General features: G+C 35.0%; 15 protein-coding genes. All 15 read left to right on the forward strand.

Annotated elements, in window-relative coordinates:
• Positions 1-37 precede the first annotated feature (37 nt).
• The 15 genes from HND39_14020 (at position 38) to HND39_14090 (ending at position 19,866) form a co-directional block, all read left to right on the forward strand.
• The gene (locus HND39_14020; protein ID QKJ97312.1) at positions 38-1,075 is read left to right on the forward strand and encodes a type 2 isopentenyl-diphosphate Delta-isomerase; all 1,038 of its coding nucleotides are present in this window, start codon (positions 38-40) and stop codon (positions 1,073-1,075) included.
• Positions 1,076-1,092: 17 nt separating this feature from the next.
• Positions 1,093-2,058 carry a polyprenyl synthetase family protein gene (locus HND39_14025; GenBank protein ID QKJ98013.1) on the forward strand — a complete coding sequence of 322 codons (966 nt, stop codon included), beginning with the start codon at positions 1,093-1,095 and terminating at the stop codon, positions 2,056-2,058.
• Positions 2,058-2,324, forward strand: coding sequence for an HPr family phosphocarrier protein (locus tag HND39_14030; protein ID QKJ97313.1), 267 nt, complete (start codon positions 2,058-2,060; stop codon positions 2,322-2,324). The genes HND39_14025 and HND39_14030 overlap by 1 nt, the downstream gene beginning before the upstream one ends.
• Complete coding sequence (gene ptsP, locus HND39_14035; GenBank protein QKJ97314.1) at positions 2,321-4,087, forward strand: phosphoenolpyruvate--protein phosphotransferase; 1,767 nt, start codon at positions 2,321-2,323, stop codon at positions 4,085-4,087. Before HND39_14030 ends, ptsP begins: the two co-directional genes overlap by 4 nt.
• On the forward strand, positions 4,088-5,116 hold the full coding sequence (locus HND39_14040; GenBank protein ID QKJ97315.1) for a bifunctional phosphoglucose/phosphomannose isomerase: 1,029 nt from the start codon (positions 4,088-4,090) through the stop codon (positions 5,114-5,116). It begins immediately after the preceding gene.
• Between the two features lie 72 nt (positions 5,117-5,188).
• The gene (locus HND39_14045) at positions 5,189-8,005 is read left to right on the forward strand and encodes a hypothetical protein (GenBank protein QKJ98014.1); all 2,817 of its coding nucleotides are present in this window, start codon (positions 5,189-5,191) and stop codon (positions 8,003-8,005) included.
• The gene (locus tag HND39_14050) at positions 7,993-9,144 is read left to right on the forward strand and encodes a PQQ-like beta-propeller repeat protein (GenBank protein ID QKJ97316.1); all 1,152 of its coding nucleotides are present in this window, start codon (positions 7,993-7,995) and stop codon (positions 9,142-9,144) included. Before HND39_14045 ends, HND39_14050 begins: the two co-directional genes overlap by 13 nt.
• Positions 9,119-9,847 (forward strand): hypothetical protein, encoded by a 729-nt coding sequence (locus tag HND39_14055; GenBank protein ID QKJ97317.1) that lies wholly within the window; start codon positions 9,119-9,121, stop codon positions 9,845-9,847. The genes HND39_14050 and HND39_14055 overlap by 26 nt, the downstream gene beginning before the upstream one ends.
• Before the next feature lie 45 nt (positions 9,848-9,892).
• A complete protein-coding gene (gene prmC / locus HND39_14060) occupies positions 9,893-10,747 on the forward strand; it encodes a peptide chain release factor N(5)-glutamine methyltransferase (GenBank protein ID QKJ97318.1) in 855 nt (284 codons plus the stop codon).
• Positions 10,744-11,193: a D-tyrosyl-tRNA(Tyr) deacylase gene (locus tag HND39_14065; protein ID QKJ97319.1), complete on the forward strand. Its 450-nt coding sequence runs from the start codon at positions 10,744-10,746 to the stop codon at positions 11,191-11,193. Before prmC ends, HND39_14065 begins: the two co-directional genes overlap by 4 nt.
• Positions 11,194-11,220: 27 nt before the next feature.
• Entirely contained in the window at positions 11,221-12,111 is an 891-nt protein-coding gene (locus HND39_14070) for a metalloenzyme (GenBank protein QKJ98015.1), read from the forward strand.
• Positions 12,108-14,498, forward strand: a complete 2,391-nt coding sequence (locus HND39_14075) for a DNA internalization-related competence protein ComEC/Rec2 (protein ID QKJ97320.1) — start codon at positions 12,108-12,110, stop codon at positions 14,496-14,498. The genes HND39_14070 and HND39_14075 overlap by 4 nt, the downstream gene beginning before the upstream one ends.
• A gap of 29 nt (positions 14,499-14,527) precedes the next feature.
• Positions 14,528-15,022: a 5-(carboxyamino)imidazole ribonucleotide mutase gene (purE, locus tag HND39_14080; GenBank protein ID QKJ97321.1), complete on the forward strand. Its 495-nt coding sequence runs from the start codon at positions 14,528-14,530 to the stop codon at positions 15,020-15,022.
• A 251-nt stretch (positions 15,023-15,273) separates the two neighbouring features.
• Positions 15,274-17,430: a T9SS type A sorting domain-containing protein gene (locus HND39_14085; protein ID QKJ97322.1), complete on the forward strand. Its 2,157-nt coding sequence runs from the start codon at positions 15,274-15,276 to the stop codon at positions 17,428-17,430.
• Between the two features lie 255 nt (positions 17,431-17,685).
• Complete coding sequence (locus HND39_14090) at positions 17,686-19,866, forward strand: T9SS type A sorting domain-containing protein (GenBank protein ID QKJ97323.1); 2,181 nt, start codon at positions 17,686-17,688, stop codon at positions 19,864-19,866.
• Positions 19,867-20,026 lie beyond the last annotated feature (160 nt).

Here is a 20,026-nt window from a genome sequence, read left to right on the forward strand (position 1 = left end):
TGCAGAATTATTCGTTTTCAAGTTGAGTATCAATTTAATGACTGATTATACTACCCGGCGAAAAAAAGAACATCTCGAACTTAGCTTAACGGCTGATGTATCCTTCAAAACTAAAACGAATGGTTTTGAGCTCTATGAATTTATTCATAATGCCGCTACCGAGGTTGAACTCAATAAAATTTCATTCGAAACAAAATTCTTCAAAAAAAAGATTAATTATCCTTTCATTATTTCTTGTATGACAGGTGGAACAGAAGAAGCTGAAAACATAAATGCAGAACTTGCAATCGCCGCAGAAGAATTAAAAATACCAATTGGTGTCGGTAGTCAAAGACAGGCACTCGAAGATAAAAATTATCGGAATACTTATTCTGTTATTAGAAAAAATGCTAAGTCGGTTCCGGTGCTTGGCAATCTTGGTGCTGCTGAACTGGTAAGATTAAAATCATATTCCTCTGTTCAGATGCTTATAGATTTAATTGAAGCAGATGCATTCGTGATTCATCTAAACCCGTTACAGGAATTATTGCAGCAGGAAGGAACTCCGAACTTCAAAGGATTGATTAAATGTTTAAAAAAATTTATCAAAGCAATTAATATTCCCGTAGTTGTGAAGGAAGTTGGTGCAGGAATTTCCGGGACAGCATCAAAAGTCCTTCTTGAAACAGGAGTTCATGGGATTGATGTCGCAGGTGCTGGCGGAACAAGCTGGGCTGCAATTGAAATGCTAAGAAATAAATCAGTTGTGAATGATTATTTTTGGGATTGGGGATTGCCAACTTCTTTTTGTTTACGTGAAAATTCTAAACTCAAAAAAGAATTCAGGTTTATATTGATTGGTTCAGGTGGAATAAATTCGGCTATTGATGCGGCAAAAGCGTTTGCACTTGGTGCTGACTACGTTGCTTCTGCCAGATTAATTTTAAAACAACTTGATTCAAATGGTATTGAAGGTGTAAAGAAGTTGGTTGTTGATTGGTTCGATGATATCAGAAAAATTATGTTTTTGACCGGCTCACACACAATTAAAGATTTAAGAAAAAATAAATTATTGAGAAAAGATCAATTAGTTTGAAAAGAAAAAATAATTATATCAGGATATATGAGCTTGAGAGGGAAAAAATTAATAAAATACTTTCCGGCGCATTAAGAAATAGAAAACCAGCATCGCTTTATGAACCTGGTTCTTATATTTTGAACAGTGGTGGAAAACGATTAAGACCTCTGCTTGTTTTACTGTCTGCTAAAGCAGTTGGTGGAAAGTTCAACAATGCTTACAACGCAGCAGCAGCAGTTGAGATGCTCCACAATTTTACACTCGTTCACGATGATATTATGGATAATGCTGATAAGAGAAGAGGACGTTTAACTTTACATAAAAAATATGATTACAATACTGCTATTTTAACCGGTGACAGTTTGCTGTCAATTGCTTATGAATACCTTCTAAAAGATTGTAACGGGAATGCGAATGAAGTAATCGGGGCATTTACACATGGCTTGATTGAAGTTTGTGAAGGACAAAGTCTCGATACTGATTTTGAGTTAAGACGAAACGTATCGTCATCTGAATATATTGATATGATAAAAAAGAAAACTGCTGCAATGGCTGAAATGTGCTGTAAAATTGGTGCATTATTAGGTGGTGGGACAAGTTCACAGGTTAAAGCTTTAGGAAATTATGGGTTGAATCTGGGAATTGCATTTCAGATTCAGGATGATTTACTTGATATTTCAGCGGATGAAAAAAAATTTGGTAAAACAATCGGTGGCGATCTTGTCGAGGGTAAAAAAACATTTTTATTTCTGGAAGCACTTGAAAAGTCCAAAGGCGAAGACAGGAAAAAGCTGCTTAAAGTTATTGAACGAAAAGGTATTCGGAGAAATCAGGTTATTACTTATAAATTGTTATATGAAAAACTTGGTGTTCAGGATGCAGCCAGAAAAGAAATTTTCAATTATACGCAGAAAGCGTTACGCTCAATAAATTTACTGGATGACAAGAATAAAAAAATATTTAAATGGCTGGCTGATTCTTTAATTCATAGAACAAGCTGATGATAGAAAAGAAAATAAAAATAATTAATAAGGCAGGTTTACACACACGACCTGCAGCTACTATAGTAAAGATGGCTTCAAAATACAAAAGTGAGTTCTACATTTCACGCGATGGAATGAGCATAAATGGTAAAAGCATAATTGGCGTGATGACTCTTGCAGCAGAGGAGGGCGCAGAACTTATTCTAAATTTTAACGGTGAGGACGAAGATCAGGCAGCAAAAGAAATAACTGAATATTTTGAAAGGGGATTCGACGAACTTTGAAATCATTTAAAGATATTTATCGTCAGGCTGAAAATAAAATTTCCGGTTTAGCTGCGGCGCCCGGAATTATTATTGGTGAAGCTTATCTCTACACAAAAGAGAAACTTCAGATAAACAAAGCAGATATCGATGATATTGAAAAAGCGAAGAATGATCTCGTCGATGCAATTGCAAAATCGAAGAAAGAACTTAACAAGGTTTTTGTTTTTGCTCGCGAAAAGATGGATGAAGTTCGTGCAGCAATTTTTGAAGCTCAATTAATGATTCTCGATGATCCAATATTATTGGATGAAATTATCGGAAGGATTGAAAAGGAAAAAAAATCTCCTGAATTCATTGTTGATGATGAAATATCAAAATATCAGAACAAGATGATTCTCTCACACGAATCTTATATGAAGGAAAGAGCACTGGATATCGAAGATATTAAACAACGGATCGTGAGAAATCTTCAGAAAAAAAGATGGGAATCTAAAATTGAGCATAATGTAATTGTTGTTAGTGAATCGCTCACACCTGCTGACACCATTCTACTAACAAGAAATAAAGTTCTGGCGTTCATTACTGATCATGGTGGTTTAACTTCTCATGCTGCTATTATTTCTCGATCTCTTAACATTCCCGCTGTAGTTGGAACTCACAACGCTACTGCTCAAATAAAAGATAATGACGAAATTGTTGTTGATGGGTTTTATGGATACGTTATCGTAAATCCTACTGAAGAGCAGAAAGAATTTTTCGTCAATAAAAGAAAACGGCTTCTCGAACTGCAGCACGAATTAGAAGAACTTAAAGACGAGAAGGCTATCACAAAAGATGGAAGAGAAATAAAATTATTTGCCAATGTAGATGTGTCAGGTGAAATTGATATGGTTGTAACCAGCGGAGCTAATGGTATTGGGCTTTATCGCACAGAACAAATTTTACACGAGCTTGGCGAATTTCCAAATGAAGATGAGCAGACAATAATATATTCAAAATTAGCTTCGCGTATTTATCCGTCTTCAATTACAATCCGTGTTTTTGATATTGGTGGTGACAAATTTCGATTCCTTGATTTTGAAGAACCAAATCCATTCCTTGGCTTGAGAGGAATAAGATTACTTCTTGAAAATCCGGCATTATTTAAAACTCAAATACGTGCAATACTTAAATCTAGTTTGAATAAAAATGTCAGGATAATGATTCCTATGGTGAGCACTTTAAAAGAAATCAGTGAAGCAAAACGGATAATTGAAGAATGTAAAAGTGAACTGCTTTCCGAAAAAATAAAGTTTGATGAAGATATCAAAGTTGGAATTATGATCGAAGTTCCTTCTGCAGCAGTAATGGCAAGAGAATTGTCCAGAGAAGTTGATTTTGTCAGTATTGGAACTAATGATCTCGTTCAATATTTAATGGCAGTTGACAGAGGTAACGATCTTGTTGCAGACCTTTATCAGGAGTTTAGTCCTGCTGTAATCAGCACTCTGAAACATATCATCGATGAAACTAAAAAGTCAAAAAAACCGGTAAGCCTCTGCGGCGAACTTGCAGCAGATACGCTCGCAATGCCGCTACTTTTAGGATTAGGTCTGGATAGTTTGAGTATGTCAACACCAACTATTCCTTATGCAAAAAGAATTATCAGAAGTTGTGAATATAAAAAGGCTAAGAGACTTGTAACCGAATGTTTAAAAATGCACAGTGAAGAGGATGTGAAAGCTACTATCGAAAAATTCTTTAAGAAAAATAATATCACAAGAACAAGACAAATTATTTAGATGCACTCAACAGATTTTATTAAAACCTTTGATACGCAAAATCAGTATCAAGTTCTTCAGGATTCTTATAAGCAATTAATTGATGCCTGGGATTCAAAAATTAATTTAGAACAATTAGTAAAGTATAAGTTTTCCTCGATAGTTTATTGCGGGCTCGGAGGTTCAGCAATCAGTGGTGATTTATTTGTTGATTATGTTGCGGATGAATTAAAACTTCCATTTCAGGTTGTCAGGGGATATTCACTCCCTTCATACGTTGATGAGAACTGTCTGGTTATTATTTCGTCATATTCTGGTAACACTGAAGAAACTGTATCTTGCTTCAATCAGGCTTTAAAGAAAAAAGCAAAAATTGCAGCAATAACTTCAGGCGGAAAGATTGGTGAGATAGCTGAGCAGAACAAAATACCTGTTGTAAAATTAAGAGGAGGTTTTCAACCAAGATTTGCTCTCGGTGCAGGTTTCTTTTCTCTTTTAAAAATAATGTATGTGCTTTCAATTGTTGATGAATCAAAAAACATTCAAACGATAATTGATTTATGGAAACGAAAAGGTCTCGAATACTCTTCAAAGGATAGTACAGCAATGTATTTTGCAGAGCAGATTATCGGTTTCATTCCCGTCATCTATTCATCTGAGTTTCTTTCATCAACAGGATACAGGATGAAATCTCAACTTAATGAGAACTCAAAAATGCATGCATTCTATCACAATTTACCTGAAATGAATCATAATGAAATTATTGGTTGGGAGTCATTCAAGGAAAAACAATTCAATACAAAAGTTATTTACCTGCTGGATAATGAGTATCATCCTCAGAACCAGAAACGGTTTGAAATACTTAAAGAAATACTCAATCAGCAAAAAATTGAGGTTCTTTCATTGATGAGCAATGAAGAAAATAAAAAGGTGCGAATAATGGATTTGATTTTTTTAATCGATTGGATATCTTTTTACGCATCGGTTTTGCGCGGATATGATCCATCAGAAATTGATTTTATTCACAGGATGAAACAGCGCCTCACTTAAGTTTTACGACCCGGATGTTTAAATCATCAAAAATAAATTTTATCCGGTATTATGCTTACTCTCTCTTCCATCATTAAGAAAATATTTTTGCTTTTATGCATCAAATTATTATTTCTTTGTGATTTTGCATACGCCCAATTTTTTTATTTTGGGCGGAATAAAATCCAGTACGAAGAATTCGATTGGAAAATTCTTCGAACTGATCATTTCGATATTTACTACTATGGTGAGATGGGATATGTTGCAGAGATTGGAGCAAATTACGCTGAGGAAATATATGACGAGTTGAAAATCCGGATGAATCATCTTGTTACCCGCAGAATCCCGCTTATTTTTTATAACACTTCAATTGATTTTCAACAGACGAACATTACACCCGGTCTTATTCCTGAAGGTGTCGGAGGTTTTTTTGAATTCCTGAAAGGACGAGTTGTTTTACCAAGCACAGGTTCTTTGAAAGATTTCAGACACGTAATCAGGCATGAGATTGTTCACGTTTTTATGACTAACAAAGTTTACAGGATTTTGAAAGATCATCGCATACCGACAAACAAAATGCCGCCGCTTTGGTTTGTGGAAGGACTTGCTGAATTTTATTCAACCGAATGGGATGCTCAGGCAGAAATGCTAATGAGAGATGCAGTTCTTAACAATTATTTCGTGAACCTCGATAATATATTCAGTATCTACGGATCTTTTCTTATGTACAAAGAAGGACAAAATTTTCTTGAGTTTGCTGCTGAAAAATACGGAGAAGAAAGAATCGGAATGCTTATTGATAATTTCTGGATGTATTCAAATTTTAATCAGGTAATTGAGACAACATTCAAAGAATCTTTCGAGCAGATTGATGCAGAATGGAACTATTGGCTCAGAAAAAAATATTATCCATTAATGAAATCAAGCTATCCCACAGAATTTGGTTCGCATAAAGTAACAAAGAGAGGTTTTAATTTTACACCAGTTTACTTCAAGTTACAGAACAGACATTATCTTTACTACCTCGCAAACCTAGATGGGTATTCCTCGATTTACAGAATTGAATTATCTCCTGAATATATTCAAATAGATTCACCTGAATTAATTCTTCGCGGAGAACAAACTGAGGAACTGGAATCATTCCATTTATTCCAGTCAGCTATAGATATTTCAGATGACGGACTGCTTGTCTTTAACAATAAAAAAGGTGGAACTGACGTAATCCATTTTTTTTCGGTTTATGAAAACCGGATTGTTAAAACTTTTCAGAATGATGAGTTACTTTTTATTACGTCACCAAAATTTTCCAATGATGGCAGCAGAATTGTTTTTAGTGCAGTTGACAGAAAAGGTTTCAGTGACGTTTATATTTATGATCTTCAGTCTGATAAACTCTTCAGAATTACAAATGATTATTACAATGATCAGGATCCCTGTTTCGGGCTTGATGATCAACAGATTATTTTTTCTTCAGACCGGACAGGAGGTGAATTTGAAGGAAAACAAAATTTATTTTCAGTAAATCTGAATAATTATGAAATTCAGTATATAACTTATCTTAATGCTAACTGCCAGGCTCCAATCCTTTCTCCGGAAAAAGACTTGTTGTTATTTACTTCAGATTATAACGGTGTAAGAAATCTTTATGAAATTCCGATAGTTGACGGAGATTATTCAAACAGTGTAAATAAAATTTCTGAATTTATTTCGAGCGTTTTCAATCCCGTTTATATTGATTCCAATTACATTACATTTTCAGGATTTGAAAAATTCTCATTCGGTTTATTTGTATTCAGTAAAAAAGATACAAAAGAAGATTCTCTTTATTCTTTTCAAATGAATCCTGACAAACCATTAGAAATCTGGCAGGCGAAGTCATTGAAGCTGCCTACAGAAAAAAAGAAAGCTGAATATGAAAAAGAATATTCGCTGGATTTTGCGCAAGGTGTTGTTGCTACCGATCCGATTTTCGGAACTCGTGGTGGTGCTGTTTTTTCATTAAGTGATCTTTTGGGTGATGACAGATATATTTTTATGATTTATAATAATGCTTCCGTGACGAGTGAAATACTGAATAGTTTTAATGTGATACTTCAGAAAGTAAACTTTGCAGAAAGAATAAATTATGGCTACGGAATTTTTCACCTAAGTGGACCGGTTTATGATTATTCTGATCCGGATGAATATTATTATGAAAGAAGTTTTGGCGGTTCATTTCTTTTAAGTTATCCAATTTCAAAATTCCAGCGTCTGGAAGCTACGGTTACACTCAGAAATTCAAACAAAGAAGTTATCCCCGAAGTCATCGAAAGAAAAGCCGTACTTGTAACAAATACTATCGGTTGGGTGATGGATAACTCACTTTGGGGACCAACAGGACCAGTGGATGGAATTCGTGCATTAACTTATCTTGGATTTACAACTGATATCAAATATAGCAATGTAAATTATTTTTCTATTATTGGTGATTACCGTTATTACCAACGTTTTGCATTAACAACTCTTCTTGCATTCAGAGCAGCAATATTTTACAATGAAGGCAAGGAAGCGCGATTATATTTTGTTGGCGGAAGCTGGGACTTAAGAGGCTGGCCAAGATTTAGTATCCGGAGCGAAAAAATCTGGCTTACTTCTCTTGAGTTCAGATTCCCATTAATTGATCAGCTTGGCATCAGATTCCCGTTCTTTAATCTTGGATTCCCCGGAATACGTGGTGCAATATTTTATGATATGGGAGGAGTCTGGAATGACAATTTTAATTATACAATCGGGTCGGTTGGATTCGGATTCAGATTTAATCTATTCGGAATGCTGACGCTTCGCTATGATATGGGTAAAAAGATAGAAAATAATTTCACAAGATTTCAGGATGGTTTATTTTATCAATTCTTTTTCGGATGGGATTTTTAAAGTATAAAATATATTTGCTGATTATCATTCTCTTGATTACCGGCTGTGCAAGATCAGTCATTAAGTATTCAACGAAGTATGATGAAGATCCGTTCAGGATGTTTGGGAAAATTCCTTCCAGAGAATTTTATATCCCAATTAATACTTCTGATTCATTAAACCTAATATGGGAATCAGAAACTTATGGCAGTTTTCCAAATTCATCAGTTTCAGTCTATGATAATCTCGTATTCATAAATGATCTATCAGGAAGAGTTTTTTGTTTCGATGCGGAAACAGGAGATAAGATTGGTTCGCTGAAATATAGTTACGGAAGTATTTATTCGACACCGATACCATACCGAAGTAAAGTAATTTTTCCTGTTGCACTGGATAAAGAAAACCTCACTGAAATAATAATTTATGATTACAGTCAGGGAAAAGAACTGGATGAAATCGAACTTCCGGGAAGAGTAGTTACTCAAATGATTGCACTTGATGATGACATTCTTTTTACTACTGAAGTTGGAATTGCTTACAGGCTCAATTCAGCCGGAAAAATAATTTGGGAAACTCATACACGCGTTCCAACAAGAAGTTCACCGGCGTTAACAAATAACTTATTCATTTTCGGAAATGATAAAGGTGAACTGATTGGGTTGAATTCAGATTCCGGTGATTCTGTTTATGTGAAAAAAATTGGCGGACATTTTTTCTCAGGAATCACAGTTCAGGATAGTATTGTTTATGCAGGAAATGACAACGGTTTTATTTATGCAATTAATGTTCGTGACGGTGAAATTATTTGGCAGTTTGATACGAGATTCAAAATAAAAATGGAACCTGCAATTGATGAACAGAATCTTTTTATTGGTAATCTTAATGGCGATTTCTATTCAATTAACAGATCAACCGGAAAAGAAAACTGGAAAGTAAATTTCAAAGGGATACTGAATTCAACTCCATTGATTACAGAAAATATGATCATTCTGCCGAATGTGCTTTTTGCTGTTCACTTGCTTGATAAGTTTGATGGAAGTGTTTTAAATACCATTTCACTTGAAGGTAGAGCAAAATTATCACCAGTAATTCACAATAATATTCTATTCATAGGTTTTGATGACGGAGTAATTCGTGCGTACGAATTTGCTAATAAATAGTTTGCTGATTTCTCTTTCGATTGCATCATTGGTATTTGGGCAGGATTGCAAGTCAATCGTCACGATTAGCACTAATGATGAAGAAGCTGAATTATTTTTAAATGATACTTTAAAATTAAATGGAAACAATTTTATTCTTGAACTTAAACCCGGTACTTACTCGTTTGCTTTGACGGAAAATTCTAAAATCTGGAATACTCAGATTATAAAAGATTCTCTGAATATTAAGGATTGTGATTCCGTTACTATATCATATCGTTTTAATCCGCAATTGCTGTTAGATTCAGATCCACAAAACGTTTATGTTTATGAATCTGATTCATTGCTGGGATTCACACCACTTTTTATGGAAGGTAATTTTCAGGATTTGCTTCTTAAAAAGCCAAGCTATTCAGATTTAACTATAACAAGAAATGAATTAGCTGACGGTATCAAACCTGAGTTGAAATTTATTGGTGATTATAAAACTGAAAGTTTTTATGGTTCAACTTTATCTAAAATTCTTGCCGGAACTTTAATTGCTCTTGGCGCAACTACAGCTTATTTCAAACTGGAAGCCGATAAGACATTTGAGGAGTATCAAATTACCGGTGATCCGGCATTGCAAGAGCAAACAGAAAAGTATGATGTAATTAGCGGTGTTTCCTTTGTCGCTATGCAGATAAATTTTGGACTCATATTGTATTTATTCCTTACCGATTAGACCAAAGCTTTTAATAAATTAACCGACCATTTATTAAAACAGTTGATGATTACCGTACTAGAAGCAATTAGATTATCCACAGAATATCTCGACAAGAAAAAGATTGATTCGCCAAGAATAAATGCTGAACTATTGCTTGCTCATATTATTGGCTGCAAAAGGCTCGACTTATATCTTGCTTTTGACAGACCTTTAACTGAACCCGAACTTAATATTTACAGAGGGCTTATTAAAAGAAGAGCAAGTTATGAACCGCTTCAATATATTATTGGAACTGTAGAATTTTATGGATTAGTATTTAAAGTAACTCCATCAGTACTTATTCCAAGACCTGAAACAGAATTACTTGTTGAAAAAATTATAAAGGAATTATCCGATAAAGAACAATTGAATATACTTGAAATCGGATGCGGCAGTGGAAATATAGCAATTAGTCTTGCTTATCATTTAAAGCAGGCACAAATTATAACCACAGATATAAGCGATGCGGCTTTGAATCTTGCAAAAGAAAATTCCCAAAAATTGGGTGTTGCTGAAAGAATTAGTTTTATCAGACATAATATTTTAACCGATGACCTGTTAAGATTTTCTATGTTTGATTTGGTTGTTTCAAATCCGCCGTATGTTTCACTGCAAAGTTATTCATCACTGCAAAAAGAAATTATGGACTTCGAACCGCGTTTAGCCGTAACAGATGAATCGGATGGATTAACTTTTTACAGGATTATTTCAGAAAAGGTTTCTGGCAATATTAAAAAAGGCGGGAAACTTTTTTTTGAAATATCTCATGGACAATGTGATGATGTTAAAAGTATAATGACAAAAAATAATTTCAGCAAGATTGAGGTTATTAAAGATTATCAGAATATTGAAAGAATAGTATTCGGAGAGTTTAAATGAAAGCTGTAATTCAACGAGTCAAATCTGCATCAGTTATAATACACGAACAAAATTATCACCAGGAAATTGGTAAAGGGATTTTAATTCTTCTTGGTATCAAATCCGGCGATACATTGACTGATGTAAATTTTATTGCTGATAAGTGTGTTAACCTTAGAATATTTGAAGATGCTGAAGACAAAATGAATAAATCATTGAAAGATGTTGATGGAGAAGTTTTGATTATTTCACAATTCACACTTTATGGAGAAACTGCAAAAGGAAACAGACCGGGTTTTACTGACGCAGCAAAACCGGATGAGGCAATTCCTTTGTATGAAAAATTTATTCAGCGATTGAAAGAAAATTTGGATCCTGAAAAAGTAAAAACAGGTGTCTTTGGTGCAATGATGGATATTGAGTTAATAAATTACGGTCCTGTCACTGTTATTGTTGAATCAAAATAAAATACGAAATAAATGAATAATGTGTTAATGGTTTTTCTCGATGGTATTGGTATTGGTAAAAAAGATTTTCAGTTCAATCCGTTCTTCAAATATGGTTTCAGAACATTTGAAAAAATTTTTGGTGATATCCCTTCACTTGAGAATCAAACAATTTCAAACGGTACACAATTCATTTTTCCGACAGATGCAACTCTTGGTGTCGAAGGATTACCACAAAGTGGAACTGGACAAGCTTCATTATTCTGCGGATTCAATGCGCCTGAATATGTTGGAAAACATTTTGGACCTTATCCATATTCCTCTACATTCCATGTTCTTGAGAAGAAAAGTTTACTGGTATATTTCAGAGATAATTATAACAGCAGTTATTTTGCAAATGCTTATCCAAAAGCATTTTTTGATTATGTTAAATCCGGAAGAACCCGTTTAAGCGTAACTACTATGACGTGCAAATTAGCTGGAATTAAATTAAATCGTGTCAGCGATGTCAGAGCAGGAAAAGCATTGACAGCCGAACTTACAAATGAAAGATGGAATCAACGTCTTGGATACAAATTGAAAGTGATAAAACCTGAATCCGCTGCCAGAAGACTTCTTAATATCGCACATAACTATAAATTTACTTTATACGAATATTATTTGAGTGATCATCTTGGTCATTTAAGGCTTGCGGCTGAATTTGAAAAAATATTTTCAGAACTCGATGAATTTTTATTTACTCTACTGAATGAAGTCGATTCAAAAAAAATGACGCTGATTATCTGCTCAGATCATGGAAATCTTGAGGATTTATCTGTAAAAACACATACAAGAAATCCTGCTCTTGCAATTACAGCTGGAAAATCTGCCAAAAAAATTGCAGAGTCAGTAAAAGATTTAACTCAATTCAAAAAAGCAATTATTAAATTTTGTAAATGAAAGATTATCCTGTAATAAGGTTGACGATACTTTTTATAATCGGAATATTCTCTGCAAAATTATTCCAGATAAGTTTGATAGCCGCAGCACTCATAGTCATTCTAGTCATTCTTTTGCTTTTACTTCGCAGAAGGTTCAACCATTTCCCAATTTACTCGCTAACGATTTCATTTCTAACCGGAATTATAATTTTATCCATTGGAAATCTAATTGCTAAAGAAAATGAAATAATCATTAATCCGGAAATATCACGAATTGATAAAGTAAAAAACACAATAGTTATTGGTAAAATTGATAATATTGATCTGATCAGGAATAATGAATTACTTTTCTATATCTCAGCAGATTCAATTTATTCAGAAGAATTTTTTATTAGGGATGACGTCAAAATTCTCTGCAAAGTAAAAATAGATAATGAATCATTATTCACTCTTTATGATGAACTTAAACCCGGTCAAACAGTTAAACTAAATGGATATTACTACAAAGGCAGAGAGAAAAGAAATCCTGGTGAGTTTGACTATGATGCTTATCTGAAATCAAAAAATATTCTTGGAATCGTTCTCATCAATGATATCAATTCTGTTTCAATCATTAACATATCTGCATCTGCTTTCGGTAATGCAATTCATCAGGTTAGAAAATCAATTGATAATCAGATAAAAAAATACAACTCTCCTGAAACTGCTGCTTTGCTTCGTGGTTTACTGCTTGCTGATAGGGGAGACATTAAATATCAGACTAAGAACCAATTCATAAATACCGGAGTTGTTCATGTTCTTTCTGTATCCGGATTACACGTTGGTTATATAGTTCTGATTTTTCTTTTTCTATTTGGCAGGATGAATTTTATTGTTCGATCCGTTCTTACTATTGTCGGTTTGTTGTTTTATATGTTGCTTACAGGCATCCCGCCTTCCGTATTCAGAGCAACTGTGATGTCAATCGTTTTTATCCTGGCATTTTTATCGAACAGATCAACAAATATTTTCAATTCTATTTCGATAGCAGCGTTATTTATACTGGTAATTAATCCGAATGAACTTTATAACCCAGGTTTTCAACTTTCGTTTGCTGCCGTATTAGCAATAGCAATTATACTTCCATACTTAAATCAATTTATTGATGGTTGGAACATTCAAAACAAATTTATAAAATATATTTTAACATTTCTGGGAGTCTCAATAAGTGCACAGATCGGGACTTTACCATTCACACTTTTATATTTTAACAAATTCTCTGTTGTTGGAATTTTCGCCAACCTGTTGGTAGTTCCTGCAATTGGAGTAATTATAGCTGCAGCAATAGCTACTTTATTATTTGCGATTTTTGTTCCATTCGCTGCCTTTTATTTAGGTCAGGCGACGAGCCTCATTTCAGAATTGACGCTGGACATAATAAAGTATTCCGGTGATTTAAGCTATTCGTACATATCTGTTACTAATTATTCGCTATTGGATTTAATTATCTTTTACGTTTTGCTTACCGTCTTTTTAATTTATATCGTTCAGTTTGAAACTGTCCGTTCAAAATTAATTTTGTTCATTCTTGTTACTGCAAGTATGTTTACTTTCTCTGCAATTGATAATTCAGAATTACTGCCGAAAGGTTATTTAAGCGTACTAATGATAGATGTTGGTCAGGGAGATTCTTTTTTGATAAAGTTTCCAAATGGTCAAACAGCTTTGATAGATGCAGGCAATACAACAATCACTTTTGATAACGGTGAAAGAGTAATTATTCCTTTGTTGAATTATCTTGGTATCAAAAAGATTGATTATGGAATTGTTACTCACATTGATTCCGATCATTATGGTGGTTTTGTATCACTTATTCTCGATGATAAGATAAAAGAAATTCTTAAACCAGAAATTGATACATCAATCAGTAAAGATGTCAGGTTTGAAGAATTTGTCAGAAACAAAAATATTCCGATTAAATACTTCCGGCAGGAAAAGAATATTATTGGTGATGCAGTACTTTACTGGCTGAACAATGATGAAATTAAAAATGTCACAGGCGAGTCAACAAATAATCAAAGCGGAATATTCAAACTTGTCTATGGTAAAAACAGTTTTCTTTTCACCGGTGATATTGAAAAAACAGCAGAAAGATTCTATTCAGAGACTTACAAGAATTTTTTGGATTCGGATGTCCTGAAAGTTGGGCATCATGGAAGCAAAACCAGTACGTCAGAAAATTTTTTAAAATATATTTCCCCTAATATCAGTTTGATAAGTGCAGGATTTAAAAATAAATTTGGACACCCAGTACCTGAGATTATGGAAAGGTTACTGTATTCAGGCTCATCCGTACTTCGAACTGATTTGCAAAAAGCGATATTACTTAGATCGGATGGAGAACATATCAATTTAATTAACTGGTAAATATTTTTTGTCATTTTTGGAGATGTGAAATGAGTTCCAATAAAATTGAAGTGGGAATAATAATGGGAAGCGATTCAGACCTTCCTGTAATGGAAGATGCAGTAAAGGTCCTTAAGGAATTTGAAGTTGGATATGAAGTTAAAATTCTTTCTGCTCATCGTACTCCTGTTCAGCATGCTGAATATTCGAAATCAGCTGTTGAAAGAGGACTTAAAGTAATTATCGCTGCTGCTGGTGGTGCTGCACATCTGCCGGGAGTTACTGCTGCACAAACAATCTTGCCTGTAATCGGAGTTCCGATAAAAGGAAAATCATTGGAGGGAATGGATTCACTATTATCTATTGTTCAAATGCCACCCGGAATTCCTGTTGCAACTGTTGCTATCAACGGAGCGAAGAATGCTGCAATACTTGCATTGAACATTTTAGGACTCGTCAATTCTGACATACAAAAAAAGCTTGCAAACTATAAGAAAAAAATGGAGGAGGAGTCGCTTGCAAAAAATAATAATATCAATAAGTAAGGTTAATAATTGTTTGGTAAGGTAATTGAAAGCAAGATATTTCAACTCTACTTTAAAAAGATAATATTAAATAAATTTGCTTTGAATGCTAAAAATTGCTAATCTTTGATTAATAAATTTTGTGTGTATAAATAAATATTAGAAACTCCCTTTCGAAATAATTAGATTGTTAAAAGTTTTATAGATAAATATAAATTCTTGTTACATAAACTAACTAACATATCTTCAACTTATCTCAGGAGAAACTCATCATGAGAATATCATTTCGTTTACTTTTCTCGCTGTTACTGACATTTGCATTTATGAATGCATTTGCACAGAATGAACAGCAATCGAATGGACCGATTCCGTTTATGAAAATCGAAAAAACACACACGATTATCAACACACTTGATAATCCTGCTTCGATTGCATATGGTTACGAATCACAATCTACTTCAACTCTTTCGATGCCTATACCAGCAGGTACTCCATTCACTACATTAAACACGTTTACATTTCCAACTTTTGGTGCATCTATGGTTAAAGGCGGCAATGGTGTTTATTATGCGATAGACATTGCACCTATTTTATACGAATTTAATCCCTCAACCGGTGTTATTACTTTACTCGGTAACATAACCGGTACATCCGGTGATCAGCCAAACGGTATTACTTTTAATCCTGCTAATGGTCAGTATTATCTGATTTCTGGTTTAAATTTTTACGGTTTTAATCCCGCTACATTAACCGCAACTTTAATTGGCAGTATGGGTGTATCAGGTAGTTTGTTCATTGATCTTGCCTTTACTGCTGCTGGAGTTTGTTATGCTTATGACCTTGTAACTGATGCATCTTATACAATCAACCCGACAAATGGTGTTGCTACACTTTTGGGTCCACTTGGCTTCGATTCAAACTTTGGTCAGGGTATGAGCTACGACATGGAAACAAATACATTATATCTTAGCTCATTTAATAATGGTACATTCACCGGTCAGTTAAGAACGATGGATCAGGTGACTGGTGCCACAACATTACTTACAGATTGGGGATTACAACAAGTTGCACCTTTTGCTTTAGATACTCAGTATGGTCCACCTTGTCCGATAGGTACGCCATCAAATCCAACTCCTGCAAATGGAACAACTGGTTTAGGACTCACTGGTATTACATTAGGTTGGACTAATGGAACTGGAACTGTAAACGTTGAAGTTTGGTTCGGACCTTCAGGAAATATTACCAAAGTTTATGATGGACCTGCAATTACCTCCTATCCGCTCGGAACTCTTGTATATGGAACTACCTATATATGGTATATTGTATGTAAAGATGCTAATTGTGGATCGCAAGGTCCAGGTTGGTCATTCTCAACTATGACCGATCCAAACCTAAACGAATGGTGTGATGATTTTGCGAACCTGCAAAACTGGACTGTGGTTGGTCCAATGGGTATGACAAACTGGTCAGCAAATAACACAGCACTCGCAGGTGGAACAGCACCTGAACTCTATATGTCTTGGTCTCCATCATTTACAGGTGTCTCATTGATCAGATCAGTTCCAATACCGTTATTAAATAACTGGCTCACCAATTATTCATTTAACTTCTTCCTTGACTTCTATGCAAACCCAAGCGGTGTGGTAACGGTATCAATAACTTATGATGGCGGTGCAACATCTACTCCGCTTTATACATTGACTGATCCAACTGGTAACGTAGGACCGGTAGTTCAATCAGGTAGTTTTACAACACCAGTTTCCGGTGCTTCAAATGCTCAGATTGAAATCAGTTATAATGGATATTCATTTAATATAGATGCAATAGCCTGGGATAATATGTGTCTGGATTGGATTGTTCCGGTTGAATTGACATCATTCACAGCATCAGCAGATTTTGGTGTTGTAGAATTAAGATGGTTCACAGCAACAGAAACTAACAACCAGGGATTTGAGGTTCAGAGAAGTGCTGGCGGTGAATTCGAAACAATCGGATTCGTAGAAGGACACGGAACAACAACAGAAGTTCAGGCATATACCTATAGTGACAGAAGTGTAGCTGTTGGTTCATACAGCTATAGACTAAAACAGGTTGACTTTGATGGAACAACAACCTACTCAAATATCGTTGAAGTTAATGTTCCAGCACCTGCAGAATTTGCACTGGATCAGAACTATCCGAATCCATTCAACCCAAGTACAAAGATAGCATTCAGACTTGCAGTTGATTCAAAAGTCAGCTTGAAAGTATTTGATGTATTAGGACAAGAAGTTGCTTCGCTTGTAAACGGAAATCTAGTTGCAGGTGGACACAGTGTTGACTTCGATGCTTCATCATTAAACTCAGGAGTTTATCTATACAGAATAGAAGCTACAGGAGTTGACGGAAGCAATTTCGTAGATGTTAAGAAGATGATATTAACCAAATAATTTTGGTTTAATAGTATAATTAAGAAGCCAGCTTTGAAATATGAGCTGGCTTTTTTTTTGCAGCTAATTATTGCTTAAGAAATTTTGTGGCAATCTTGATTTAAATATTAATAATGTGTAATATTATTAAAGATAATTCAACATTTAAATCCAAAATGTTCTATGCTAACACTATGTTGAAAAATGGGCGAAATAAAAACTTACATAATTTTCTACCTAATTCACTAAATTTATAATTAATTGGAGGGTGTACTCATGAGGTATATTTTCAAATCGTTAATTGTCCTTTCTGTTGTTAGCTGGTGTCTTACCGTTATGGCACAACCGGTAGGTGATAATCAGTTTGAGCAATCACCAAATCTACAGAAGCATCCCATAGATCGTAATCAGGAAGCAATATGGGATCTGCTCCTAGGATTTGATGTTACCGCATTATCCGGTGCAGCAGGTAATGCTGGTGCTGAATGGGATGGAACTTATCTGTATTCTACAAGATGGGGTTCAAACTTAATTCATAAATATGATGCAACTGGCACTACTCTCATTGAAGAATTTTCAATACCGGGTGTTACCGGTTTACGAGATCTTGCTTTTGATGGACAATATATGTATGGAGGTGCTGCAGCAAATACAATTTACATGATGGATTTCACAACAAAGACTTTGATTGGTACCATTCCGTCACCTGTAGGTGTTCGCTTTATAGCTTATGATGAAGTATCAGATGCATTCTGGTGTGGAAATTGGAGTGACCCGGCAACTTTGGTTAGCCGTACGGGAACCACGATTACTTCTTTCACAACAAGTCTGGCAGGTCAGTATGGTGCTGCTTATGATAACGTAAGTCCAGGCGGTCCGTTTCTCTGGATATTTGATCAGGGCGGCGGTGCAGGTACTGCTCAGCTAATTCATCAATTTAACATATCGACAGGAACAGCGACTGGTGTTACACACGATGTTACACTACAATTTCCAACTGCTTCTGGTATAGCTGGCGGTTTATTCTCAATGTGTGATTGGCAGGCAGGAACGTTTACAATCGGTGGATTATTGCAGGGAACACCTGATAATATTTTCATTTATGAAATAGCAACTTGTGGTCCTCCTTGTCCTGTTGGAGCGCCTGATAATCCAAATCCAATAAATGGGGCTACTAATGTTAGTATAAATCTTGCTAATATTAGCTGGACAAATGGCGCTGGAACAACGCAAGTTGAATTACAGTTCGGTGAATCCGGATCAATGACCACTGTTTATTCTGGTGCACCAATCACAAGCTGGGCAATTCCAGGTCAATTAGATTATATGACAACTTATAATTGGAAAGTAATTGATAAAAATGATACTTGTAGCACTTTTGGTCCTACCTGGGCATTTACAACCATACCAGATCCAAATTTAAGCGAATGGTGTGATGCTTTTGCTAACTTGCAAAACTGGACTGTTGTTGGTCCAATGGGTATGACAAACTGGTCAGCAAGTAACACAGCGCTCGCAGGTGGAACAGCACCAGAATTATATATGTCTTGGTCTCCATCATTTACAGGAGTGTCAACAATAAGATCGGTTCCAATTCCATTACTGGATAATTGGCCGACCAACTATTCATTCAATTTCTTCCTTGACTGGTATGCAAACCCAAGCGGTGTGGTAACGGTATCAATAACTTATGATGGCGGTGCTACTTCCACTCCACTATTTACTGTGACAGACCCGACAGGCAACGTTGGACCGGTAGTTCAATCAGGTAGTTTTACAACACCAGTTTCCGGTGCTTCAAATGCTCAGATTGAAATCAGTTATAATGGATATTCCTTTAACATTGATGCAATAGCCTGGGATAATATGTGTCTGGATTGGATTTTGCCGGTTGAATTGACATCATTCACAGCATCAGCAGATTTTGGTGTTGTAGAATTAAGATGGTTCACAGCAACAGAAACTAACAACCAGGGATTTGAGGTTCAAAGAAGTGCTGGCGGTGAATTCGAAACAATCGGATTCGTTGAAGGACACGGAACAACAACAGAAGTTCAGGCTTATACTTACAGTGACAGAAGTGTTGCTGTTGGTTCATACAGCTATAGACTAAAACAGGTTGACTTTGATGGAACAACAACTTACTCAAGTATCGTTGAAGTTAATGTTCCAGCACCTGCAGAATTTGCGCTGGATCAGAACTATCCGAATCCATTCAACCCAAGTACAAAGATAGCATTCAGACTTGCAGTTGATTCAAAAGTCAGCTTGAAAGTATTTGATGTATTAGGACAAGAAGTTGCTTCACTTGTAAACGGAAATCTAGTTGCAGGTGGACACAGTGTTGACTTCGATGCTTCATCATTAAACTCAGGAGTTTATCTATACAGAATAGAAGCTACAGGAGTTGACGGAAGCAATTTCGTAGATGTTAAGAAGATGATATTAACCAAATAATTTTGGTTTAATAGTATAATTAAGAAGCCAGCTTTGAAATACAAGCTGGCTTTTTTTTTGATAATCCAAAAATTTTAAAATAATCTGGCTACACTTCTTGAATTAATGCTCAAAATTTATTATTGTATAAAGGACTTTTGATAAGTTGTTTATATTTTGA

It is taken from the genome of Ignavibacteriota bacterium (assembly GCA_013285405.1).
Lineage (GTDB): Bacteria > Bacteroidota > Ignavibacteria > Ignavibacteriales > Ignavibacteriaceae > IGN2.